This is a genomic window from Microcystis aeruginosa NIES-843 (assembly GCF_000010625.1).
Taxonomy (GTDB): domain Bacteria; phylum Cyanobacteriota; class Cyanobacteriia; order Cyanobacteriales; family Microcystaceae; genus Microcystis; species Microcystis aeruginosa.
This window is the reverse complement of record NC_010296.1, coordinates 1,257,695-1,274,945: the sequence shown is the minus strand read 5'-3', so window position 1 is coordinate 1,274,945 and position 17,251 is coordinate 1,257,695. Positions and strand designations below refer to the sequence as shown.

At 42.6% G+C, this 17,251-nt stretch carries 15 protein-coding genes and 4 pseudogenes; 10 read left to right on the top strand and 9 right to left on the bottom strand.

Going from position 1 to position 17,251, the window contains the following annotated elements:
* The first annotated feature begins 20 nt into the window (after nt 1-20).
* Entirely contained in the window at nt 21-590 is a 570-nt protein-coding gene (locus MAE_RS06300; protein ID WP_012264841.1) for a low-complexity tail membrane protein, read from the top strand.
* Nucleotides 591-616: 26 nt separating this feature from the next.
* On the opposite strand, the gene MAE_RS06295 is transcribed toward MAE_RS06300, so the two are convergent.
* Nucleotides 617-1,345 carry a carbonic anhydrase gene (locus tag MAE_RS06295; RefSeq protein ID WP_012264840.1) on the bottom strand — a complete coding sequence of 243 codons (729 nt, stop codon included), beginning with the start codon at nt 1,343-1,345 and terminating at the stop codon, nt 617-619.
* A 24-nt stretch (nt 1,346-1,369) separates the two neighbouring features.
* Nucleotides 1,370-1,521: pseudogene (locus tag MAE_RS34770) on the bottom strand (Uma2 family endonuclease); the annotation flags it as partial.
* Nucleotides 1,522-1,641: 120 nt separating this feature from the next.
* Between MAE_RS34770 and MAE_RS34765 the strand changes: the two are divergent.
* Nucleotides 1,642-1,804 (top strand): annotated as a pseudogene (locus MAE_RS34765) (ISNCY family transposase); the annotation flags it as partial.
* A 53-nt stretch (nt 1,805-1,857) separates the two neighbouring features.
* Nucleotides 1,858-2,811, top strand: coding sequence for an ABC transporter ATP-binding protein (locus MAE_RS06290; RefSeq protein ID WP_012264839.1), 954 nt, complete (start codon nt 1,858-1,860; stop codon nt 2,809-2,811).
* A gap of 22 nt (nt 2,812-2,833) precedes the next feature.
* Here the strand turns inward: MAE_RS06290 and MAE_RS06285 are convergent, their stop codons facing one another.
* The gene (locus MAE_RS06285; RefSeq protein ID WP_041803880.1) at nt 2,834-3,586 is read right to left on the bottom strand and encodes a tetratricopeptide repeat protein; all 753 of its coding nucleotides are present in this window, start codon (nt 3,584-3,586) and stop codon (nt 2,834-2,836) included.
* 44 nt (nt 3,587-3,630) lie between these two features.
* Between MAE_RS06285 and nblB the strand changes: the two genes are divergently transcribed.
* On the top strand, nt 3,631-4,296 hold the full coding sequence (gene nblB / locus MAE_RS06280) for a phycobilisome degradation protein NblB (RefSeq protein WP_012264837.1): 666 nt from the start codon (nt 3,631-3,633) through the stop codon (nt 4,294-4,296).
* Nucleotides 4,297-4,369: 73 nt separating this feature from the next.
* Nucleotides 4,370-5,461: a tetratricopeptide repeat protein gene (locus MAE_RS06275; protein ID WP_002798539.1), complete on the top strand. Its 1,092-nt coding sequence runs from the start codon at nt 4,370-4,372 to the stop codon at nt 5,459-5,461.
* A gap of 117 nt (nt 5,462-5,578) precedes the next feature.
* Here MAE_RS06275 and MAE_RS06270 read toward each other — a convergent pair whose 3' ends face one another.
* The 3 genes from MAE_RS06270 to MAE_RS06260 form a co-directional block, all read right to left on the bottom strand.
* Nucleotides 5,579-6,052, bottom strand: a complete 474-nt coding sequence (locus MAE_RS06270) for a DUF29 domain-containing protein (RefSeq protein ID WP_002798538.1) — start codon at nt 6,050-6,052, stop codon at nt 5,579-5,581.
* 359 nt (nt 6,053-6,411) lie between these two features.
* Nucleotides 6,412-7,689 carry a prenyltransferase/squalene oxidase repeat-containing protein gene (locus tag MAE_RS06265; protein ID WP_231859733.1) on the bottom strand — a complete coding sequence of 426 codons (1,278 nt, stop codon included), beginning with the start codon at nt 7,687-7,689 and terminating at the stop codon, nt 6,412-6,414.
* A gap of 463 nt (nt 7,690-8,152) precedes the next feature.
* Nucleotides 8,153-9,139 (bottom strand): RNA polymerase sigma factor, RpoD/SigA family, encoded by a 987-nt coding sequence (locus MAE_RS06260; RefSeq protein ID WP_012264833.1) that lies wholly within the window; start codon nt 9,137-9,139, stop codon nt 8,153-8,155.
* Nucleotides 9,140-9,841: 702 nt separating this feature from the next.
* Here MAE_RS06260 and MAE_RS06255 point away from each other — a divergent pair.
* The gene (locus MAE_RS06255) at nt 9,842-11,266 is read left to right on the top strand and encodes a Ni/Fe hydrogenase subunit alpha (RefSeq protein WP_002798537.1); all 1,425 of its coding nucleotides are present in this window, start codon (nt 9,842-9,844) and stop codon (nt 11,264-11,266) included.
* An 86-nt stretch (nt 11,267-11,352) separates the two neighbouring features.
* Here MAE_RS06255 and MAE_RS06250 read toward each other — a convergent pair whose 3' ends face one another.
* The 3 genes from MAE_RS06250 to MAE_RS06240 all read right to left on the bottom strand — a co-directional run bounded on the left by MAE_RS06250 (nt 11,353) and on the right by MAE_RS06240 (nt 14,468).
* On the bottom strand, nt 11,353-11,925 hold the full coding sequence (locus MAE_RS06250; protein ID WP_012264831.1) for a Uma2 family endonuclease: 573 nt from the start codon (nt 11,923-11,925) through the stop codon (nt 11,353-11,355).
* Nucleotides 11,926-11,945: 20 nt separating this feature from the next.
* Nucleotides 11,946-13,112, bottom strand: a complete 1,167-nt coding sequence (locus tag MAE_RS06245; protein ID WP_012264830.1) for a DNA-methyltransferase — start codon at nt 13,110-13,112, stop codon at nt 11,946-11,948.
* Nucleotides 13,113-13,196: 84 nt separating this feature from the next.
* A complete protein-coding gene (locus tag MAE_RS06240; RefSeq protein WP_012264829.1) occupies nt 13,197-14,468 on the bottom strand; it encodes a dihydroorotase in 1,272 nt (423 codons plus the stop codon).
* Nucleotides 14,469-14,657: 189 nt separating this feature from the next.
* On the opposite strand from MAE_RS06240, the gene MAE_RS06235 reads away from it, so the two are divergent.
* From MAE_RS06235 to MAE_RS06220, 4 genes and pseudogenes are all read left to right on the top strand, one after another.
* Nucleotides 14,658-15,926 (top strand): DNA methyltransferase, encoded by a 1,269-nt coding sequence (locus MAE_RS06235; RefSeq protein ID WP_012264828.1) that lies wholly within the window; start codon nt 14,658-14,660, stop codon nt 15,924-15,926.
* Between the two features lie 46 nt (nt 15,927-15,972).
* A complete protein-coding gene (locus tag MAE_RS06230; protein WP_012264827.1) occupies nt 15,973-16,137 on the top strand; it encodes a hypothetical protein in 165 nt (54 codons plus the stop codon).
* Between the two features lie 165 nt (nt 16,138-16,302).
* Nucleotides 16,303-16,536: pseudogene (locus tag MAE_RS31745) on the top strand (hypothetical protein); the annotation flags it as partial.
* 126 nt (nt 16,537-16,662) lie between these two features.
* A pseudogene (locus MAE_RS06220) lies at nt 16,663-17,103 on the top strand (Rpn family recombination-promoting nuclease/putative transposase); the annotation flags it as partial.
* Nucleotides 17,104-17,251: the final 148 nt, after the last annotated feature.

The window sequence follows — 17,251 nt, the reverse complement described above, 5'->3', positions numbered from 1 at the left end:
CCATCTCCCCACTTCCCTCTATGAAATCAGAACCTTTTTTGTGGATTCATCTGGCAGGGTTAGCGGCTTTGCCAATCTTTTTACAAATCGCTTGGATTGGTTTAGCTGTGGGCGATCCCTTGCCTTTTCTTTGGCTAGAATGGCTATTTCTAGGAGCGATCGCTATCATACCCGTCTTTTGGATGCAGTGGACAAAACCTTTTGATATTTTTAGTCTTTTGTTGGTTGCTCTAAAACCGAGTCAACTCACCCCCGAACAGTTAAAAATTCTCTCTCTTTTTAAACGTCCTCGCCATCGTCTTCTTACTCTTTTGGGAGTCGTCCTCTTAATTCTCATCACTTGGCCAATCTACAATTTTGCCCCTCTAGCGGCTGCCGTGGCCGCCTATCTCCCCCAATGGCGGCTTTTAGGTTTAGTAATAGCTGCGATCGCTCTCCTCTTAAGTCACCTATTTCTACAGGTTCCTCTGAGTGTTCTGGGGGTTTTAGCCACTAAGGAAAGTGACTGGACAGCCACCGAAGCTTTAGTTATTGAGCGCATTCCTGAGTTATTTACCATTTTTGGTCTAAAAGTTGATAAAATTATCTAAATTAGCCAAAATGCCGACAATTTCGGCTAGGAATGCAGGATCGAGCGCCCGTTTAAGGGTTGAATATTCCTCGCATTACTCGGAAAAATCTCAGCCAATTGTTGCAGTTGTTGGGGAGAAATTTCGATCGCATTTTGCCAGACTAACCAGAGAACATCCTCGCTACAGGGGGGAGTGGACAAAGAACCCCGATATTCATAAAAATCGCTATTTTCTGGCAGTAAAAGCCCGGCATTGACCCAAGTATCGGGGATAATCATTTCAGGAGAAGGTTCTTGGGGCAAATAAGCCCAAATGGTTTGTAAATAGGGATTATTTGCGCCGATTTCGGCTAAGATACCCACAACTGCTAAATTTCCCTTCCCATTTCGATGCACTAAATGAATTTCTAGAGGGAAAGACTGACCTTTAATCTGATGTTCGCTGGGGTGATGAAAATGAAACTGCAATAAATCCCAGTTTTCGCCGTGAAACCTCATATTTCCACCTTTTTCGGTCTGAACCAAGATTGTACGACCGTTATGGCGAATTTTTAGGGGTACAGGACGATAATTAAAAGTGGGGTGGTATAGCTCTTTTTCAGTCACTATACTCAGATCGATCGGTGTTTGTTGCTTTCCCGTGGTGCAGAGACGATAATTCCTTGATAATTCGCCCCAATGGTCAATATTTTGATAATTCCAAGTAAATTCTGGATTAATAGCCCCAAAAAGAGCGTGAGAGCCAATAAATTGCAGTAATTCTCGTCTATACATGGGATTAAATTCAGCAAACCCTAATTAGAAATTGTCTTGGGGATTTATGCCCAATTCCCGCAATTTAGCCGCTAATTTGCGGCTTTCTGCCTTTCCTGTTGGACTTGATTTCCTGCCTTGCCTGCCGCTTCTGCGGGAGTGGGAACCAATTCACCTTCGGGGGTAAAATAGCGCAAGGTAAGGATTTGGTGGTAGTGGCGTAGCCCTCTTGCTTATCTGGTATGAACTGTGTAAAATATTCATTAACAAAAAAAAATAATTGGAACCCAATCAGTCTTTAAACATCTAGCTTGATGATCAGTTTTCTGATCAATATCTTTTTGTGGTTCGTGTTAGACTTACTCAAATATCAGTCTAACACAGAACAAAATCACCTCTTCGCCTGTATTGCCTTGTCCTAGTTGTGGTTCTCACCATACCATCAAGAGTGGTTCTATTGATAACGGGAAACCCAAACGTTAATGTTAAGAATGTGGTGGCCAGTTTGTCAGCAATCCCACTACTAAAACTTTATGAACACAGCAGAATTAGCCATTGCTACCGTTGGTTTAACCAAACAATTTGACCGCCATGGGGCTGTTAATCAAGTGGATTTACAGATTGAAGCGGGGGAAGTTTACGGGTTAATCGGTCCAAATGGAGCGGGAAAAACCACTTTAATTAGGATGTTAGCGGCAGCGGAAGAACCGACAACGGGAGAAATATATCTGCACGGAGAACGTCTTTTAAGAGATGAGAGTAATCCCCGTCTCAAAAGAAACTTAGGTTATCTACCCGATAATTTTCCCCTCTACGATGACCTAAATGTCTGGAATTATCTGGATTATTTTGCCCGTCTTTATCATATCCCTCGCTCCCAACGTCATCGCCGCATTTATGAGGTTCTAGAACTGGTACAATTAACCGGTAAAAGCCATAATTCGATCGCTACTTTGTCCCGGGGGATGAAACAACGTTTAAGTTTAGCCCGAACGATTATTCATGAACCTTTAATTTTACTTCTCGATGAACCGGTTTCTGGATTAGACCCGATCGCTCGCCTACAATTTCGTGAGATTATTAAAGTCTTACAATCGGCAGGTATGACTATTTTAATTTCCTCCCATGTCCTTAGTGATTTGGCCGAACTTTGTAGTTCTGTGGGCATCATGGAATTAGGTTATCTAGTGGAAAGCACCTCTTTACAAGAATTAAATCAACGTCTAGCTGGCCAATACTTGCAGATCACGACTCTAGGCAATTTAGAAGCCTTAGAAACCGCTCTTAAACAATGTGTTTTTGTGGAAAGTTGGCAAAGAATTATTAATACTAATACTCTCCGAGTTAAATTTACGGGAACCCTAGAAGATAGTGCCGAATTGTTGAAATCTTTAGTGGTTTCTGGCCTGACCTTAAGCGAGTTTTATACTTGCTGCGAAGATTTAGAAACTATTTTCCTAAAACTGGGACATCGACAGGCATCCTAAGGGGAAATAATAATTTTTAAATCTAACCAGATAGTAACTTTTCGACTAATTTAATTTGCTCCTGACTAAAACCAGCTTCCTTCAGATGTGCCAGAAACCATTTTTGTCGATAACGACCGTCTAAATCCCTAGCCTTTTTGTAGGTATCCTGCGCTTTTTTACTATCACCTTGATCTAAATAGACCATTGCCAAAGCCACAAGAGGATGGGGATTATTCGGCTCTAATTTAACTGCTTTTTCAGCGTTAGTAATAGCTGAATTAAAATCTTTTAAGCGATGATAGGCGAGGGACAAATTATAGTAGGCAATTTCATTATCGGGTTTTAAATTAGCGGCTTTAGTATGCGTAACTACGGCCTTTTCAAGATGACCACCGACAAGATAAACAATACCCAAAGCATTATAAGTAGCCACATGATCGGGAGCAATTTTAATCGTTTCTTCGAGGGTTGTTTGTGCCGCTAAAGGTTGTTTAGCTAGGTGTTGTGTCCATCCTAAAATTACTCTCCCGTCTAGATGATTGGGGTTTAACTGTACCGATTTTTTTAAAGCTTCAATACTTTTGATAAAATCTCCCTGTTGACGATACTGTAATCCCAATTGACGATAACGATTAGCAGCTTTAATGTCTGATGCGGAAATAATCGGACTGGGAGAAGGAGGAACAAGCATCTCGGCCGTAGGTTCTTTTTTAAGGGGAGCGGGAGGACTACAGCCCCAAAAAACCGGGGAACTAAACATGATCAAAATAGTCAGGAGTCGATAACTATTCATGGGACAATTAATACCAGTCCAATTGTTAAGGGTGTCATCAAATTATGAATTATTCCCCTGAATCCGTGCAACGGCTGCTCGATTCCGATGATTATGGCGATCGCTTATCGGGAGTTAATCAACTGCGTTATTTAGCCCCAGAAATCGCCTTCGAGATGTTACAGCCTGTAATTAACGATAGTAACGCTAGGGTGCGTTATTCGGCGGTAAGTCAGCTAGATATCCTCGGTCGTCAGAATCCTGATCTGGCCTTAACTATTCTACGCGATCGCTTGTTGCATGATCCCGAAGCAGACGTGAAAGCGGCCGCGGCCGATGCGATCGGGGGGTTAAAATTAACGGCAGCCTACGATGATCTGGTGGCCGTCTATCAACAATCCTGCGACTGGTTAATTCAATTTAGCATTGTGGCAGCTTTGGGCGAATTGGGGGAACCCCGGGGCTTTGAACTGCTCGAAATCGCCCTTAACTCTGATAATGAATTGGTAAAAACGGCCGCCGTTAGTGCTTTCGGGGAACTAGGCGACCCTCGCGCCGTCTCTTTACTCGTTCCCTTGGCTAATGATGATGACTGGCAACTGCGCTATCGTCTCGCTCAAGCTTTAGGCCGCTTAGGGGGGCAAGATGCGATCGCTGTTTTGACCCAGTTAACCGGCGACAAAAGCGCCCAAGTCGCCCAAGAGGCCCGCAATAATCTCGTCCAAGGGTGATGCAGAATAGTTGATTTTTGTCAATACAATTTACAATAAACTTTAATTAAGAATCGTTAACAAAGGTAAAGCGATGAAACAATTTACCCGTTTAATCTTGCTCGTCGGTCTTCTCGCGGGGGGCTGTTTCTCTGCCTCAATTGCGATCGCAGATAATCCGGCGGGGGCAATCGTGAGCAAGGATTCACAGGTTAACGAACTACTGCGTCAAGCGCGGCAATTGGTCAAAAATGGCAATTATGGGGAAGCTATAGCCATTTACGAGCGGGCTGCCGCCCTTGATGGCAATAATGCCAAAATTTTCTCTGGGATTGGCTTTTTACAAACGCGGCAAGGGGATTATAACGCCGCCGCCCAAGCATACCAAAAAGCTTTAAGTCTCGATCCGAGTAATCCCGACTTTTTCCATGCTCTCGGTTATAGTTTGGCTAATATCGGTGATTATGACAATGCAGCCACCGCTTACTACTACGCTATCCAAATAGAACCGAAAAACGTCCAACACTACCTCGGTTTAGGGGTGGTGTTATTACGCCAAAAAAACTATGCTAAAGCGGGCGAAGTTTACCAATGGGTTTTAGCTCTCGACCCCAATAATCAGCAAGCCCACGAAATCATGGGTAAAGCCTTGATCGAACAGAATAAAAGCAGCGAAGCCCTCGATTTTCTCCAAAAATCCCTGCAAAGATTCCCTAACAATAGTGAATTAAGATTGCAACTGGCCAGCCTTTTGCTCAAACAGGGCGATTTAAATGGTGGAACCCAAATTTTAAAGGAAATAGAGCGACAAAGTGCAGGAAATTTTTTAATTCAGCTAAAAATAGGGATTTTACTCGAAAAACAAGAGCGTTTTGACGAGGCTCTCCCCTTTTATCGTCGGGCTGTTTTCCTGCAACCCCAATCTTTGGAAGCACAAGCGGGAATCGGTCGCATCCATCTGGCCAGAAAAGATTATCTTGCAGCAATTATCGCCTATCAAGATTTGGCCGAAATTGCCCCCAATAACGCCGATGTCTATCTTAATCTCGGTCGGGCCTACGCGGGCCGGGGACGAAAAAGAGAAGCGGAGGAAGCTTTTAAGCAAGCGCGAGCGGTTTATGTGCTGAAAAATAATCAATCCGGCCTGGAGGAAGTGGATGCCCTGCTGAAGAAGTTGCTTGAGTAAAACCAGATCAGTGATCAGTTTTCAGATTTGAGTTTTCAGATTTGAGTTTTCAGATTTGAGTTTTTAGTTCACTGATGACTGTTTAGCGATCAAGGAGTGATTTAGATAGTCAATAGTTTATTCCCAATCGATCGGCAGCCATTGATCATCTAAAACCTGTTCGAGATTAAAAATTATCTGACTCGGTAAACCGCCGGGGGATAAACCCATTTTTTTCCGGACGGCCTCTAAAGCTGTATGGTAGGATGGCTCAAAAATCTCCCGAAGATAGGGCTTTAAACTAGGGCTATCCTCCAGTAAATCTTGAATTTCTGCCCGAAAATTATTGATTTCTCCATTCCAATGATTGCCATTCCGGTCTCTTTCCGATTGCCAGTAAGTTAATTTGAGTAAATGTTCTAGGAGACGAGTTAAAAGACTTTTGAGCGCGTGTCTTTCACTTCTCCCCATCGATTCAATCTCCTCAATTAAGTTGTCTAAATCCACCTCGGCAAACTGGCCTTTTTTTAATTGTTCTGCCGTGGTTTTTAGCCAGAGATAAAAATCTTCTTCGTATAGTGTTGGGGTCGCTGTTTCTGTCGCTCTAGTCATGAAGGAACTGCCACAGGTGAAAACTAATCGGGATTCTATATTGTAGCAATTCTCATATCGGTGAGGTACAAAGTCTCTCAAGGCTGAGGACTGACGTTCAAAAAGATCGCACTGCATTGATTGAGTGCGATCGCTTTTAGTGATCGATGTTTAAGTAGGGTTAGCTGAATAAATCTAAAAACCTTGTTGGGTAAGACTTTTAGACTTTTTGTCAATCAAAAAGTACCAGATATGGGAGTGGTCGGGGGGAAAATTCCGGGACTTTTTCCCTGAAAATTAGGTAATTTACCCGATGAAAATGGGTAAAACCCCACACCCCACACCCCACACCCTACACCCTGCCCCTAGGAAAAACTTTTTCAGCAGACCCTCTTTAATAATTTGCGCGTCAAAGCCGAACCTGCACCCAAAGCACCGATGGCAAGTAAGCCTAAGACTGAAGTAGGTTCAGGAACTTTTTCAGGTTCCGGTCCTGGGATCTGGGTTGCTTGCAGCATATTAATCGCCCAGGCTGTTTGCATAGGCGCAGTGCCATAGGAGCCGCCAGACCAATAATCAGAACCGTTTTGGTTGTCAACAAGGTATTGGGAAAATTCCTCCCACCAGTTCCAGGTACTCCCAGGATCGAGGAGATTCGTTCCCTGACCGTAGAGGTTAGTAATTGTGGTCGTATCGTCCAGGCCGATAGTGCTTTCTAACCCCTTATAGACTGCCCACATACCGTAGTAGTCGCCAAAAGTACCAGTAGTTCCAAAGGTTTGCCAATTATTGTTGATATAGGTTAGGGCATTCTGGACGCGGGAACTGCTAGTACCTAGGCCAGCAGCGGACATCTGTACCAATCCCGATCCCGTCCGCAGGGGAGTTGTACTGTTAGGATCAGTATAGCCCAAGCCGCCCGTCGTGTCATTCTGGCTGTAGTCGATCCAGTTCAGTTGCAGATTCTTCACACTGGTAGGCCAGGTAATACCTGCCCCTTGAGCATACAACCCTGCCAGGGCCGGCCATTGGGAGACCGAGTTATCGGAACTGCCATAGTTGGGCGTATAGCGCCAGCCGCCAGCATAACCCCCAGTGCCAGTGTCATTCTGTGCGTCAGCCAGGTAATCGATCGCCGACTGAACCACCTGGCCATAGGTTTTGCCGTTGACGAGGGGGTTTGTCGAGCTAATCACCGTACTCAGGGGAGCCGCCTTGATAATAGCAGGCAGGACTAACCCCGTGTTGTAAACCTGATTGTTATCGTTGGGACCGAACCTCAGCCCCACACCCGCACTTTGGGCGTTGCTGAACAGGTAATTCAGTCCGTTAGTCACATTCGTGCTATAGGTTCCCGATGTCGGGGTGTTTCCCTCCTCGATAAATGCCAGCAGGGCAGCGCCAGTTGCGGCAACATCTCCACTACCTCCGTTGTAAATCCACTTCCCATTAGCTTGCTGTTGGGTTACCAGCCAGGCCAAGCCAGAATCGATCGCCGCTTGTTTTTGGGCATTAGTCGCGGCCTGAGTTGCTGCCGGGAAAGCAACGGCACCGGCTAGAGCAAAACCTAGAGCGATCTTGATTGAGTGACTCACTCGCCCAGAAGAGCCATATTTTTCATTCATCATAACTATCTCCTTAATGATTTTTGTGTCCAATTAAAGCGGAATCGCTTACAAAGAAGATGCTCTTACCCTGCCAAGAGTTGAGTCTGGTTTATACGCCAGTCATCTGTTTATTTCAATGGTCAGACAAAGAGATTTAAGGACTCAATTTATTCCTTAAATATTTCTCACTCAACTTGCCTGAAGTATAGATAATTGTATTTTTAAAATCAAGCGGATTCATGTATTTTTTGGTTTAAATTTAAGTCTTTTTTGGGTGTATTTTATGAAGAAAAATGGACAAAAGTTGACAAAGCTACCCAGATTTTTTCTACAAAGTTGGACATATTTTTAAAGATTTTGTCAAGACGGATTGCAATTGACATAAAAATTAACATTGTATCGATCTTGCAGTTAACGAAACTTGAAGAATTCCCCCTTTTTTTTGTTAAGATTAGTTAATAAAACCAAAAAAAAGAGAGCGCAAGCTCTCCTTTTTGATTATTGGCTAATTTTACTAACTAGCGACAATATATTCCTTGACGTTGGCCCGGCGACGGCGTAAATGAGCCAGGGCCTGGTGTTCTAATTGTCGCACTCGTTCCCGACTGATGTTCATTCTCTGACCAATTTTGGCTAGGGATAACTCTTTGCCATCGGTTAAACCGAAACGGAGAGTAATCACTTCCCGTTGTTGGGGAGTTAATTCGGCCAGGAGATTGGCTAAGTCTTGCCGTAATAATTCTTGGGTGATGAAGGTATCGGGAGACACTCCGCTATCTTCTAATAATTCCGACAATTCCGTATCTTGGTTATCGCCGACGCGCACATCAAGGGAGATGGGTTGACGGGCCATACTGAGATATTCGCGGATTTGAGCGGGTTCTAGCTCTAATTCCAGGGCAATCTCGGCAGGAGTGGCACTTCTCCCCAGTTTTTGGGCGAGTTCGCGCTGGGTTCTTTTGATTTTATTCAGTTTTTCGGTGATATGGATGGGTAAACGAATGGTGCGGGCCTGTTGAGCGATCGCACGAGTAATTGCTTGTCGAATCCACCAGTAAGCATAGGTAGAAAATTTATAACCTTTGGTGGGATCAAATTTCTCTACACCTCTTTCTAATCCCAGACTACCCTCTTGAATTAGATCTAGGAATTCCATGTTCCGCTTTTGATATTTTTTGGCGATCGCAACCACCAAGCGGAGGTTAGCTTCAATCATTTTCCGTTTAGCTCGATCGCCGGTTTTCAAGGCGCGATCCAGTTCATTTTCGCTTAAATTCACCGAATCCGCCCACTCCAAGCGATCTGGTTCCCGTCCTAATTGCTTCGATAGTGCTTCTTTCGTTTCTAACAGGCTCATCATCCGTTGGACTTGTTTGCCGTAAATAATTTCTTGTTCGTGAGTTAGGAGGGGAACTCGCCCAATTTCGTGCAGATAGGTACGCACCATATCGGCATTGAGGGTGGGCTGTGATTGAGTTTGGTTGGTTTTTGCGGTGGGCATTGGTTTGGTGGTGACTCCTTGACACAGAAAAAGTCTGTTACTATTCCGACTCGCGGGTGAGTCTGGCTTATCTGAAGTCGGTATGAGTTTGATCGGAATTTCTTTGATTGTATCCTGCGCTTTTAGACGCGGGCAATCCCCTAAAGGTTCAAAGTTAATTCATTCTTTGGTATGATGTTAAGTTTATGCTTTTTTCTCAACATCCAGAACAAAAGTATTATAGTGTAGGACTATCAACTACAATCGCTTGTTTTTGGGTCGCTTTTTCCTGAATCCTCGGCAGTGCCGCTGATACTGTTAGGTAAGATTACAGGACAAAAAGGTTATTTTCCCGATTAGCTGTAAACAATCTGGCCGACTTTCGACCCTTTCGCCCTCAGCTTTGAGAGCAAAGCAGAACCAGGCTGAAAACTAACAGACGAGAACCGACTTCTATATATATAATGACCGATCAACACCAGCAAAGGGAGAGATAATCATTGCGGATTTCCGAACTATTTTCTGTAGTATTTGCTACAAAATGCCAAATTAGCCGCGATTGAGAATCGGGAAAAATTGTTATAAAAATTAGGATTGCTAGGGGGGTAATAACTATCATAGAGACAGCAGGGCGGAGATCGGGATAAATTATCGTCTAAACCAAGCTCGATCGCACTCTCCACAATACCGTTCTGTGGAACTCCTGAACAATGAGGACTTACTATGACTAAAACCGTCGTTATCGATCCCGTCACCCGGATCGAAGGCCATGCCAAGATCTCGATTTTCCTTGACGATGGGGGGGAAGTGGATGACGTGCGTTTTCATGTGGTCGAGTATCGCGGTTTCGAGAAATTCTGCGAGGGACGGCCGATGTGGGAGATGGCGGGAATTACTGCCCGAATTTGCGGCATTTGCCCCGTTAGTCACCTACTTTGTGCCGCCAAAACTGGTGATAAAATTCTAGCGGTGCAAATCCCCCCCGCGGGGGAAAAACTGCGGCGCTTGATGAATTTGGGACAGTTAACCCAATCCCATGCTTTAAGCTTTTTCCATCTTAGCAGTCCCGATTTTCTGCTTGGTTGGGAAAGTGACGCCGCTAAACGGAATATTTTCGGTTTAATCGCCGCCGATCCCGACCTAGCGCGAGCGGGCATCCGTTTACGTCAATTTGGACAGAAAGTTATTGAACTTTTGGGAGCAAAAAAAATTCACCCCGCTTGGTCTGTCCCGGGAGGTGTGCGTTCTCCCCTGAGCGAAGAAGGGCGACAATGGATTAAAGAACGACTGCCGGAGTCTAAAGCGACTCTTTACACGGCCTTAAACCTATTTAAAGGACTTCTAGACAATTTAACCACAGAAATCGCCGCTTTTGGTAATTTCCCTTCCCTGTTTATGGGATTGGTCGGTAAACGGGACGAGTGGGAACACTACGGCGGTCATATTCGTTTTACCGATAGTCAAGGCAATATTGTGGCCGATAACCTCAGCGAAGACAATTATCGCGATTATATCGGCGAATCAGTAGAAAAATGGTCTTATTTAAAGTTTCCCTACTATAAACCCCTCGGTTATCCCAACGGTATCTATCGGGTTGGTCCGTTGGCGCGCTTAAATGTTTGTTCCCATTTTGGCACGGAGGGAGCGGATATCGAGTTACGGGAATATCGCCATCGGGTCGGTGGTGTAGCCACCTCTTCTTTTTACTATCATTATGCCCGATTAGTGGAGATTTTAGGCTGTTTAGAGCGTATCGAACTTTTAATCGACGATCCCGATATAGTTTCTCCACGCTGCCGCGCCGAAGCAGGAATTAATAATCTGCAAGGGGTGGGAGTTAGTGAAGCGCCCCGGGGTACTTTATTCCATGATTATAAAGTGGATGAAAATGGTTTGATTGAAACGGTGAATTTGATTATTGCCACGGGTAATAATAATTTGGCCATGAATCAAACGGTGAAACAAATCGCCCAACATTATATCCATGGTGGCGAAATTCCCGAAGCGATGTTAAACCGGGTGGAAGCGGGTATTCGTTGCTATGATCCCTGTTTAAGTTGTTCCACTCACGCTATGGGACAAATGCCGCTACAGCTAGAGTTAGTTAATGCAGCCGGTGAGGTGATCAATACTCGACAAAGGGGTTAATTATCTAAGTTGTTGGGGGGTTAGGAAATAGGGCAAATTTCTCCTATAATACCTGACCCCATTTGACTATTTTTACGGCCAAGATTCTAGCTAAGAATTTCTAGGTTTTGATAAAGAATTTCTATCGGACAAGAAAAGTTAATACAGTTAATAGTGATTAAATCTCCCGCGTGATAAATATGGGGAATCCAGAGGTTATTAGATTGACGTTGATATTGTTCGATTAGGACTTGTTTTTGCTCGATCAATAGATATTCCTCTAATTCAGGGATAGTTTGATAATCGGCAAATTTATCGCCTCTATCAAAGGCTGCCGTGGAGTCGGATAAAACCTCGATAATCACTCGCGGATGCAGGATAAAATCTTCCTGGGAAACTCGATCTCGTTGGTCACAAGTAATGGCAAAATCGGGATAATAGAAGATATTTAAGCTAGGGAGACGCACTTTCATATCGGTAGCGTAGGCAAGACAACCACTACCCCGTAAATGATTAATTAATTGGGCTGAAAGATTACCTGTGATGATAACATGGGCTTTACTGGCCCCCGCCATCGCCAAGATTTGCCCTTGCATATATTCATGTTTAATGGGACTAATTTTCTCTATTTCCAGATAGTCTTTTGGAGTAAAATAAGCGTGACTTTTACTGGCTGTCATGGTGTTTACCTCGCTCATTGTTAGTTTTCTAACGGACAATTAAGCAAAATAACTGAGTCTAAATCAGTCTTATTGCCTTCAGTAATTAGCTTTCGTATCAGTTCAATATAATTAAAATTACTCTCGAATAAAACAAAACGTCTATCTAAAGAAGCGGCCGCTAGTCCCACGGTTCCTGAACCAGCAAAGGGATCTAAAACCACATCACCTTTAAAAGAGTAATAGGTAATCACTTTTTCTGCCAATTCTACGGGAAAAGCGGCGGGATGTTTTGAGTTAGTGACTGGGTTAATTTTCCAGACATTAGTGCGTTCATAACCATCGGCAATTTTTGAGGCTTTTACTACTTCTTGATCTGGATGATTACGAATATGCCAATCGATGAGTAAATCCGTGTGTTTACGATAGACTAAAACGTATTCAGTCACCGGCACAGTTTTGTATTGGAGAGGATTGCGATCGGCGGCAAATCTGCGCCCTCTACCAGTTGCCCACCCTGCTCCCTCTGGTTTTAGCCAAATAATATCATCAATAAAATCGTAACCTTCCTCAACAAAAATTCGATGCAAATCAAAGGGGACAGCAATACGTTTAGAAGCTTGATTACGGGAAGCACGACGCAACAGCACGGGAGAAATATTAATGACAAAAAAACGTCCTTCACTCAAAACTCGATGGCATTTTCTGATCACCTGTCGCAGCTTCAATAGATAGGTTTCGTATTCTTCAAATTCCGAATATTCCGGGCGAGCATTAAAATAGGGTGGTGAGGTAAAGATTAAATCAACACTTTCTGCGGGCATTTCCTCCAAAAGTTCACTACAATCACCAAATCCGATCGTATTTCTCAGAGAAGAAAGCTTGTATTCTTTTTTGGTTTTCTTGCGGTTTTCTAATTTAGATTCATCCTGTTTTAACAGACGAGCGATAATAATTTCAGTGCGGGTTGTCCTATCGGCTAAAATTTCGGTGGTGTAGGCATCTATCACCACTTCCCCAACGGTTTTTTTCTGTTCATTACATAGAGGAATTCGCCAAATATGATATCTGTCATCCACTTCTGGTAAACCTAATTTAATCGCATTAACTAAATTTATTTCTCGCAACCAATTAAGGACAATTTCTTTAGCTTCTGCCACCGTGCGAAGCAGATAACCGCGCTTTTCCGATACCAGTTCTTTTTCCATGTCATTACTCTAGTTTTCTCTAGAATTCTAGCTGATCATTATCCAAAAAACTAGGAGAGTCTCAAGATAGAAATTGGCCACCCTTTAAAAATTCCACATTTCTAAGACTTTTCCCGTAATTGTTTGATTTAACCAGAAAGTATTGTGACTGAGGGAGTGAAGATTATTTGCTGTTACTTTCCAGCTTGCTTGGGGATGAAAAAGAATTGCTTCTGCGGGATTACCGGGGTTGAGAGATGCCGGTTTTTGTTGTAAACAATGACAGGGATTGAGACTAAGCGCTTGCCACAATTGTAAAGCTGATAATTGCCCAGTTATTACTAATTTTTCCCAGAGTAGCGGTAAAGCTAATTCTAACCCGATCGCGCCGGGGGGTGCTTCTGCAAAAGAGACGGTTTTTTCTTCGTAGGTATAGGGACGATGATCGATCGCGATTGCATCGATAATTCCCTCCTTAATTGCCGCAATTAACGCCTTGCGATCGCTTTCGTTGCCCAAGGGTGGAGCGAGGTGTAAACTGGGATGATAGCTGGCGATCGATCCTGTATTTAAGAGCAGATGCAACCACGTCACACTAGCGGTTATCGGCAATCCCCGCATTTTTGCCTCGCGAATTAATTCCACTCCTCGACGGGTAGAAATTCGCATTAGGTGAACAGGTGTATTAATTTCGCCGACGATTTCTAAAATTGTGGCTAAAGCAGTGGTTTCGGAAATAGCAGGATCCCCCGGTAAACCGAAGCGAATCGAGGTTTCTCCCTCACGCATGACTCCATTACCCTTTAATTGCTGATTTACGGGGGAAAGGGCGATATTTTTACCGAAGGGTTTTAGGTATTCCAATAAGCGCCGCAACAGTCCCAAATCTTCCAGACTGCGATTATCGGTAAAACCCACCGCTACAGGCATTAAATCGGCTAATTCCGTCATTTTTTGCCCTTGCCTTCCTAGGGTGAGACTTGCCCAAAAATGCAGACGAGTCGATTTTGAGTCAAAAAACCCTTGACTTTTTTGCTGTAATGTGCTAATAAGTGCGGGGTGATCGAGGGGGGGGAGAGTATTGGGGAGAATTGCCAACCGGGTGCAGCCTCCGGCCGTGGCAGCTTGGATCAGAGATGCAAGGGTTTCTCTGTCCTCGTGGCCGGGTTCCCCAGAATGACTGTAGAGATCGACTAATCCGGGAGCAAAAATACAGTTTTGACCGGAAATATAGTTACTATTTTCTCTTGGGGGAAGCTGAGATTCGATCGCTTTAATTACCCCCTCCTCAATCCAGACATCGGCAATGCGATCGGTTTGTGTCAGGGGGTCAAGGACTCTAACCTGTTCTATGATCGTCGAGGATTGGCTATTCACGCAGACTAATTAAAACGTCATTTTTTCCTCTGGCAGTATATCACGTTAAGTAAAAAGTAAAAAGTAAAAAGTAAAAAAGTTGAGTTCTCGGTTAGGTTAAGGGACGATAAGTTAGAATATTGATCAGCTACGGTTTTAATCTTTATTTTAATTGGCTGGCCTACCCTAGGAAGAATTGATAGCCGAATCATGCAGTTAGAACTTTTCGATTTTAATAATTTAGAAGAATTTAATCGGGGAACCCCGCGATTAGTTTCTTTTCGAGATTTAGTACCAGAAATCACCAGCACCAGTTATCTAACCCATGGCATCTATTATTATCCTGCCAAATTTATTCCCCAAGTGGTGAGATTTTGTCTTGATAATTACACCAAAAAGGATGATTGGATTATCGATCCTTTTGCTGGTTCTGGTACGGTGGGTTTAGAGGCTAAACTTTGTCAAAGAAATGCAGTTTTAACTGACCTGAATTATCTTTTAAACCATATTATACCGATTAAGATCACAGAACACCAAGAACAATTGAGTTACTCAGAGTTAGATAAAAAAATCTTAGAAGTTTTTGCCAGCAAGGATAAATTTATCCCTCAGTGGTCAAATTTAAACTATTGGTATCCAGAGGATATTTTAGCAGTTTTACAGAAACTTTGGGCAGGTCAAAAAAATCTAGAACCTGATTTATATTCCCAGATCATTCAAGCGGTTTTAGTGAAAGTTAGTAAACAGTTTTCCTATGCAGAACATACCAAACCTAAATTATTTCAATCGAAATACAAAAAATCAGATATACAAGAACTATTACAAAGAGATTGGCAAGAGGAATTAAAACGAACGATTAAAGAGATGAGTTTTGAAACTTTAACCAGCGTTAATCAATATATTGCCGTCACTTGGCATAATTGTAATCAGGTGCTTTTTTATGGGGGAGTAGATAGTGCCACTTTTGAGATCGATCAAAATCTAGAGTTAGATTGTTTAATTAGTTCCCCCCCCTATCTGCAAGCACAGGAATATATCAGAACAGCAAAACTAGATTTATATTGGTTAGGATATACAGAAAAAGAAGTGCAAAAAATCTCTAAGCTAGAAATTCCCTACCGACAGGCTACCAGATTAATCGAAACCGAAACCTTAAATCAAGTGAGATCGAGTTTAGAGAAAGAGAATTTACATAAAATACTCGATTCCTATTTTTGTCACACTATCAATGCTTTAGAAAATGCCACCAGAAAATTAAAACAAGCTGGGAAAGCTTGCATTTTTGTGGGTAATCCGAAAGTGGATGGGGTGGAAGTAGAAACTTGGCGAATATTACAGGAATATTTTCAGGAAAATGGCTTTATTTTTGATAGCGTCTTTGAGGATAGAATTAAAACCAGACAATTATTCAAATCTCGCAAGAATAAAAATCCTGATGGCATGAAATCCGAATATTTACTAATTTTAGAGAAAAGGTAACTTTCTATTGCTTATGTAGCCCAAACATCCCCTATTTCATAAATATTTGACCTGTCTGGAATCCTTACCTAATTTTCAGGAAACTATTCAAGATGAAACCTATATATCTGGTCAATTATTGGCTGAAGTAAAGTTAATTATTAAGACAGATCATGCTACCGTTAATTATGTTTGTGAACTTAAAACAAGATTAAATCATGATCTATCTTAATCGGTGATATAATATTTCGTAAGCTTGGGTCAAAGATTACCATGAAATCAAAGACTTTTACTAATGATCGGGGGTTTATTTAGCTTAATTGTTTAGGAATTGATAGCAAGTAATCTTGAATTTATTGATGTGGATGGTAGTAATTACAAAGGCAGAACGCTCGCAATGTTTGATAATATTTGTAAATTTATTGCCGAAAACTTCTCCGATGATCTAGCCACTTGGTTATTGGGTACTCCCCTCTCCTTAACCGTCCTCGACAAACAGGTGCAAATCAATCTCGCTGCCGCCACCAGTATTCTCGCCAGGTTAGCATTAAATCGAGAGACGATTAAAAACATCCTTCGGAGTGAGATTATGAGAGAATCCGTCATCTATCAAGATATTTTAGAGGAAGGAGCATTAACCGCTAAATTAAACTCTATTCCCCGTTTATTGGCTTTAGGGTGAAGTGTAGAACAAATTGCCCAAACTTTAGACTTAGATATTGAACAAGTACCACAAGTCATTGAGGGACAAAATTGAGTGAAAACGGACAGTATTTTCTATCGTCTCTTTGAGACTTTTCCTGAAAGTTTCTTTGATTTGCTCAATCTTCCCCCAGAAACCGTCAATCATTATCAATTTTCCTCCCTAGAAGTTAAACAACTCGCTTTTCGTTTAGATGGGGTCTTTCTTCCTGATAACCTTAATGAACCGATTTACTTTGTTGAGGTACAATTTCAAAAAGATGAACGGTTTTACTCGCGCTTTTTTAGTGAAATATTTCTCTATTTTCATCAAAGTGAGAGTAATAACAATTGGCAAGGGGTGATCATTCATCCTCATCCTGGAATTGAAAATAGTCCCAAATCTCGTTATCAAGAATTCTTTGAGTCAGGACGGGTTAACTGTTATTATCTGAATCAATTAGATGAGGGGGATTCTCTGGGGGTAAAAGTGTTACAATTAATTGTGGAATCGGAACCAAACACCGGGAGCATCTCACCTTTGCAATGAGCATAAATACTTAGTGGAAAAATAGGCTTTTCGAGGGTAATTCTTGTTTTAATTCTCCATGTACGCAGTCTTTAAAAGCCTCTATTTCGTTCCAAGACACGATTAAGAGTGGCTT

Excerpts from the sequence above, each read along its gene's own strand:
- MAE_RS06300 (WP_012264841.1), top strand. The coding sequence starts at position 21 with ATGAAATCAGAACCTTTTTTGTGGATTCATCTGGCAGGGTTAGCGGCT.
- MAE_RS06295 (WP_012264840.1), bottom strand. The coding sequence starts at position 1,345 with ATGTATAGACGAGAATTACTGCAATTTATTGGCTCTCACGCTCTTTTT.
- MAE_RS06290 (WP_012264839.1), top strand. The coding sequence starts at position 1,858 with ATGAACACAGCAGAATTAGCCATTGCTACCGTTGGTTTAACCAAACAA.
- MAE_RS06285 (WP_041803880.1), bottom strand. The coding sequence starts at position 3,586 with ATGAATAGTTATCGACTCCTGACTATTTTGATCATGTTTAGTTCCCCG.
- nblB (WP_012264837.1), top strand. The coding sequence starts at position 3,631 with ATGAATTATTCCCCTGAATCCGTGCAACGGCTGCTCGATTCCGATGAT.
- MAE_RS06275 (WP_002798539.1), top strand. The coding sequence starts at position 4,370 with ATGAAACAATTTACCCGTTTAATCTTGCTCGTCGGTCTTCTCGCGGGG.
- MAE_RS06270 (WP_002798538.1), bottom strand. The coding sequence starts at position 6,052 with ATGACTAGAGCGACAGAAACAGCGACCCCAACACTATACGAAGAAGAT.
- MAE_RS06260 (WP_012264833.1), bottom strand. The coding sequence starts at position 9,139 with ATGCCCACCGCAAAAACCAACCAAACTCAATCACAGCCCACCCTCAAT.
- MAE_RS06255 (WP_002798537.1), top strand. The coding sequence starts at position 9,842 with ATGACTAAAACCGTCGTTATCGATCCCGTCACCCGGATCGAAGGCCAT.
- MAE_RS06250 (WP_012264831.1), bottom strand. The coding sequence starts at position 11,925 with ATGACAGCCAGTAAAAGTCACGCTTATTTTACTCCAAAAGACTATCTG.
- MAE_RS06245 (WP_012264830.1), bottom strand. The coding sequence starts at position 13,112 with ATGGAAAAAGAACTGGTATCGGAAAAGCGCGGTTATCTGCTTCGCACG.
- MAE_RS06235 (WP_012264828.1), top strand. The coding sequence starts at position 14,658 with ATGCAGTTAGAACTTTTCGATTTTAATAATTTAGAAGAATTTAATCGG.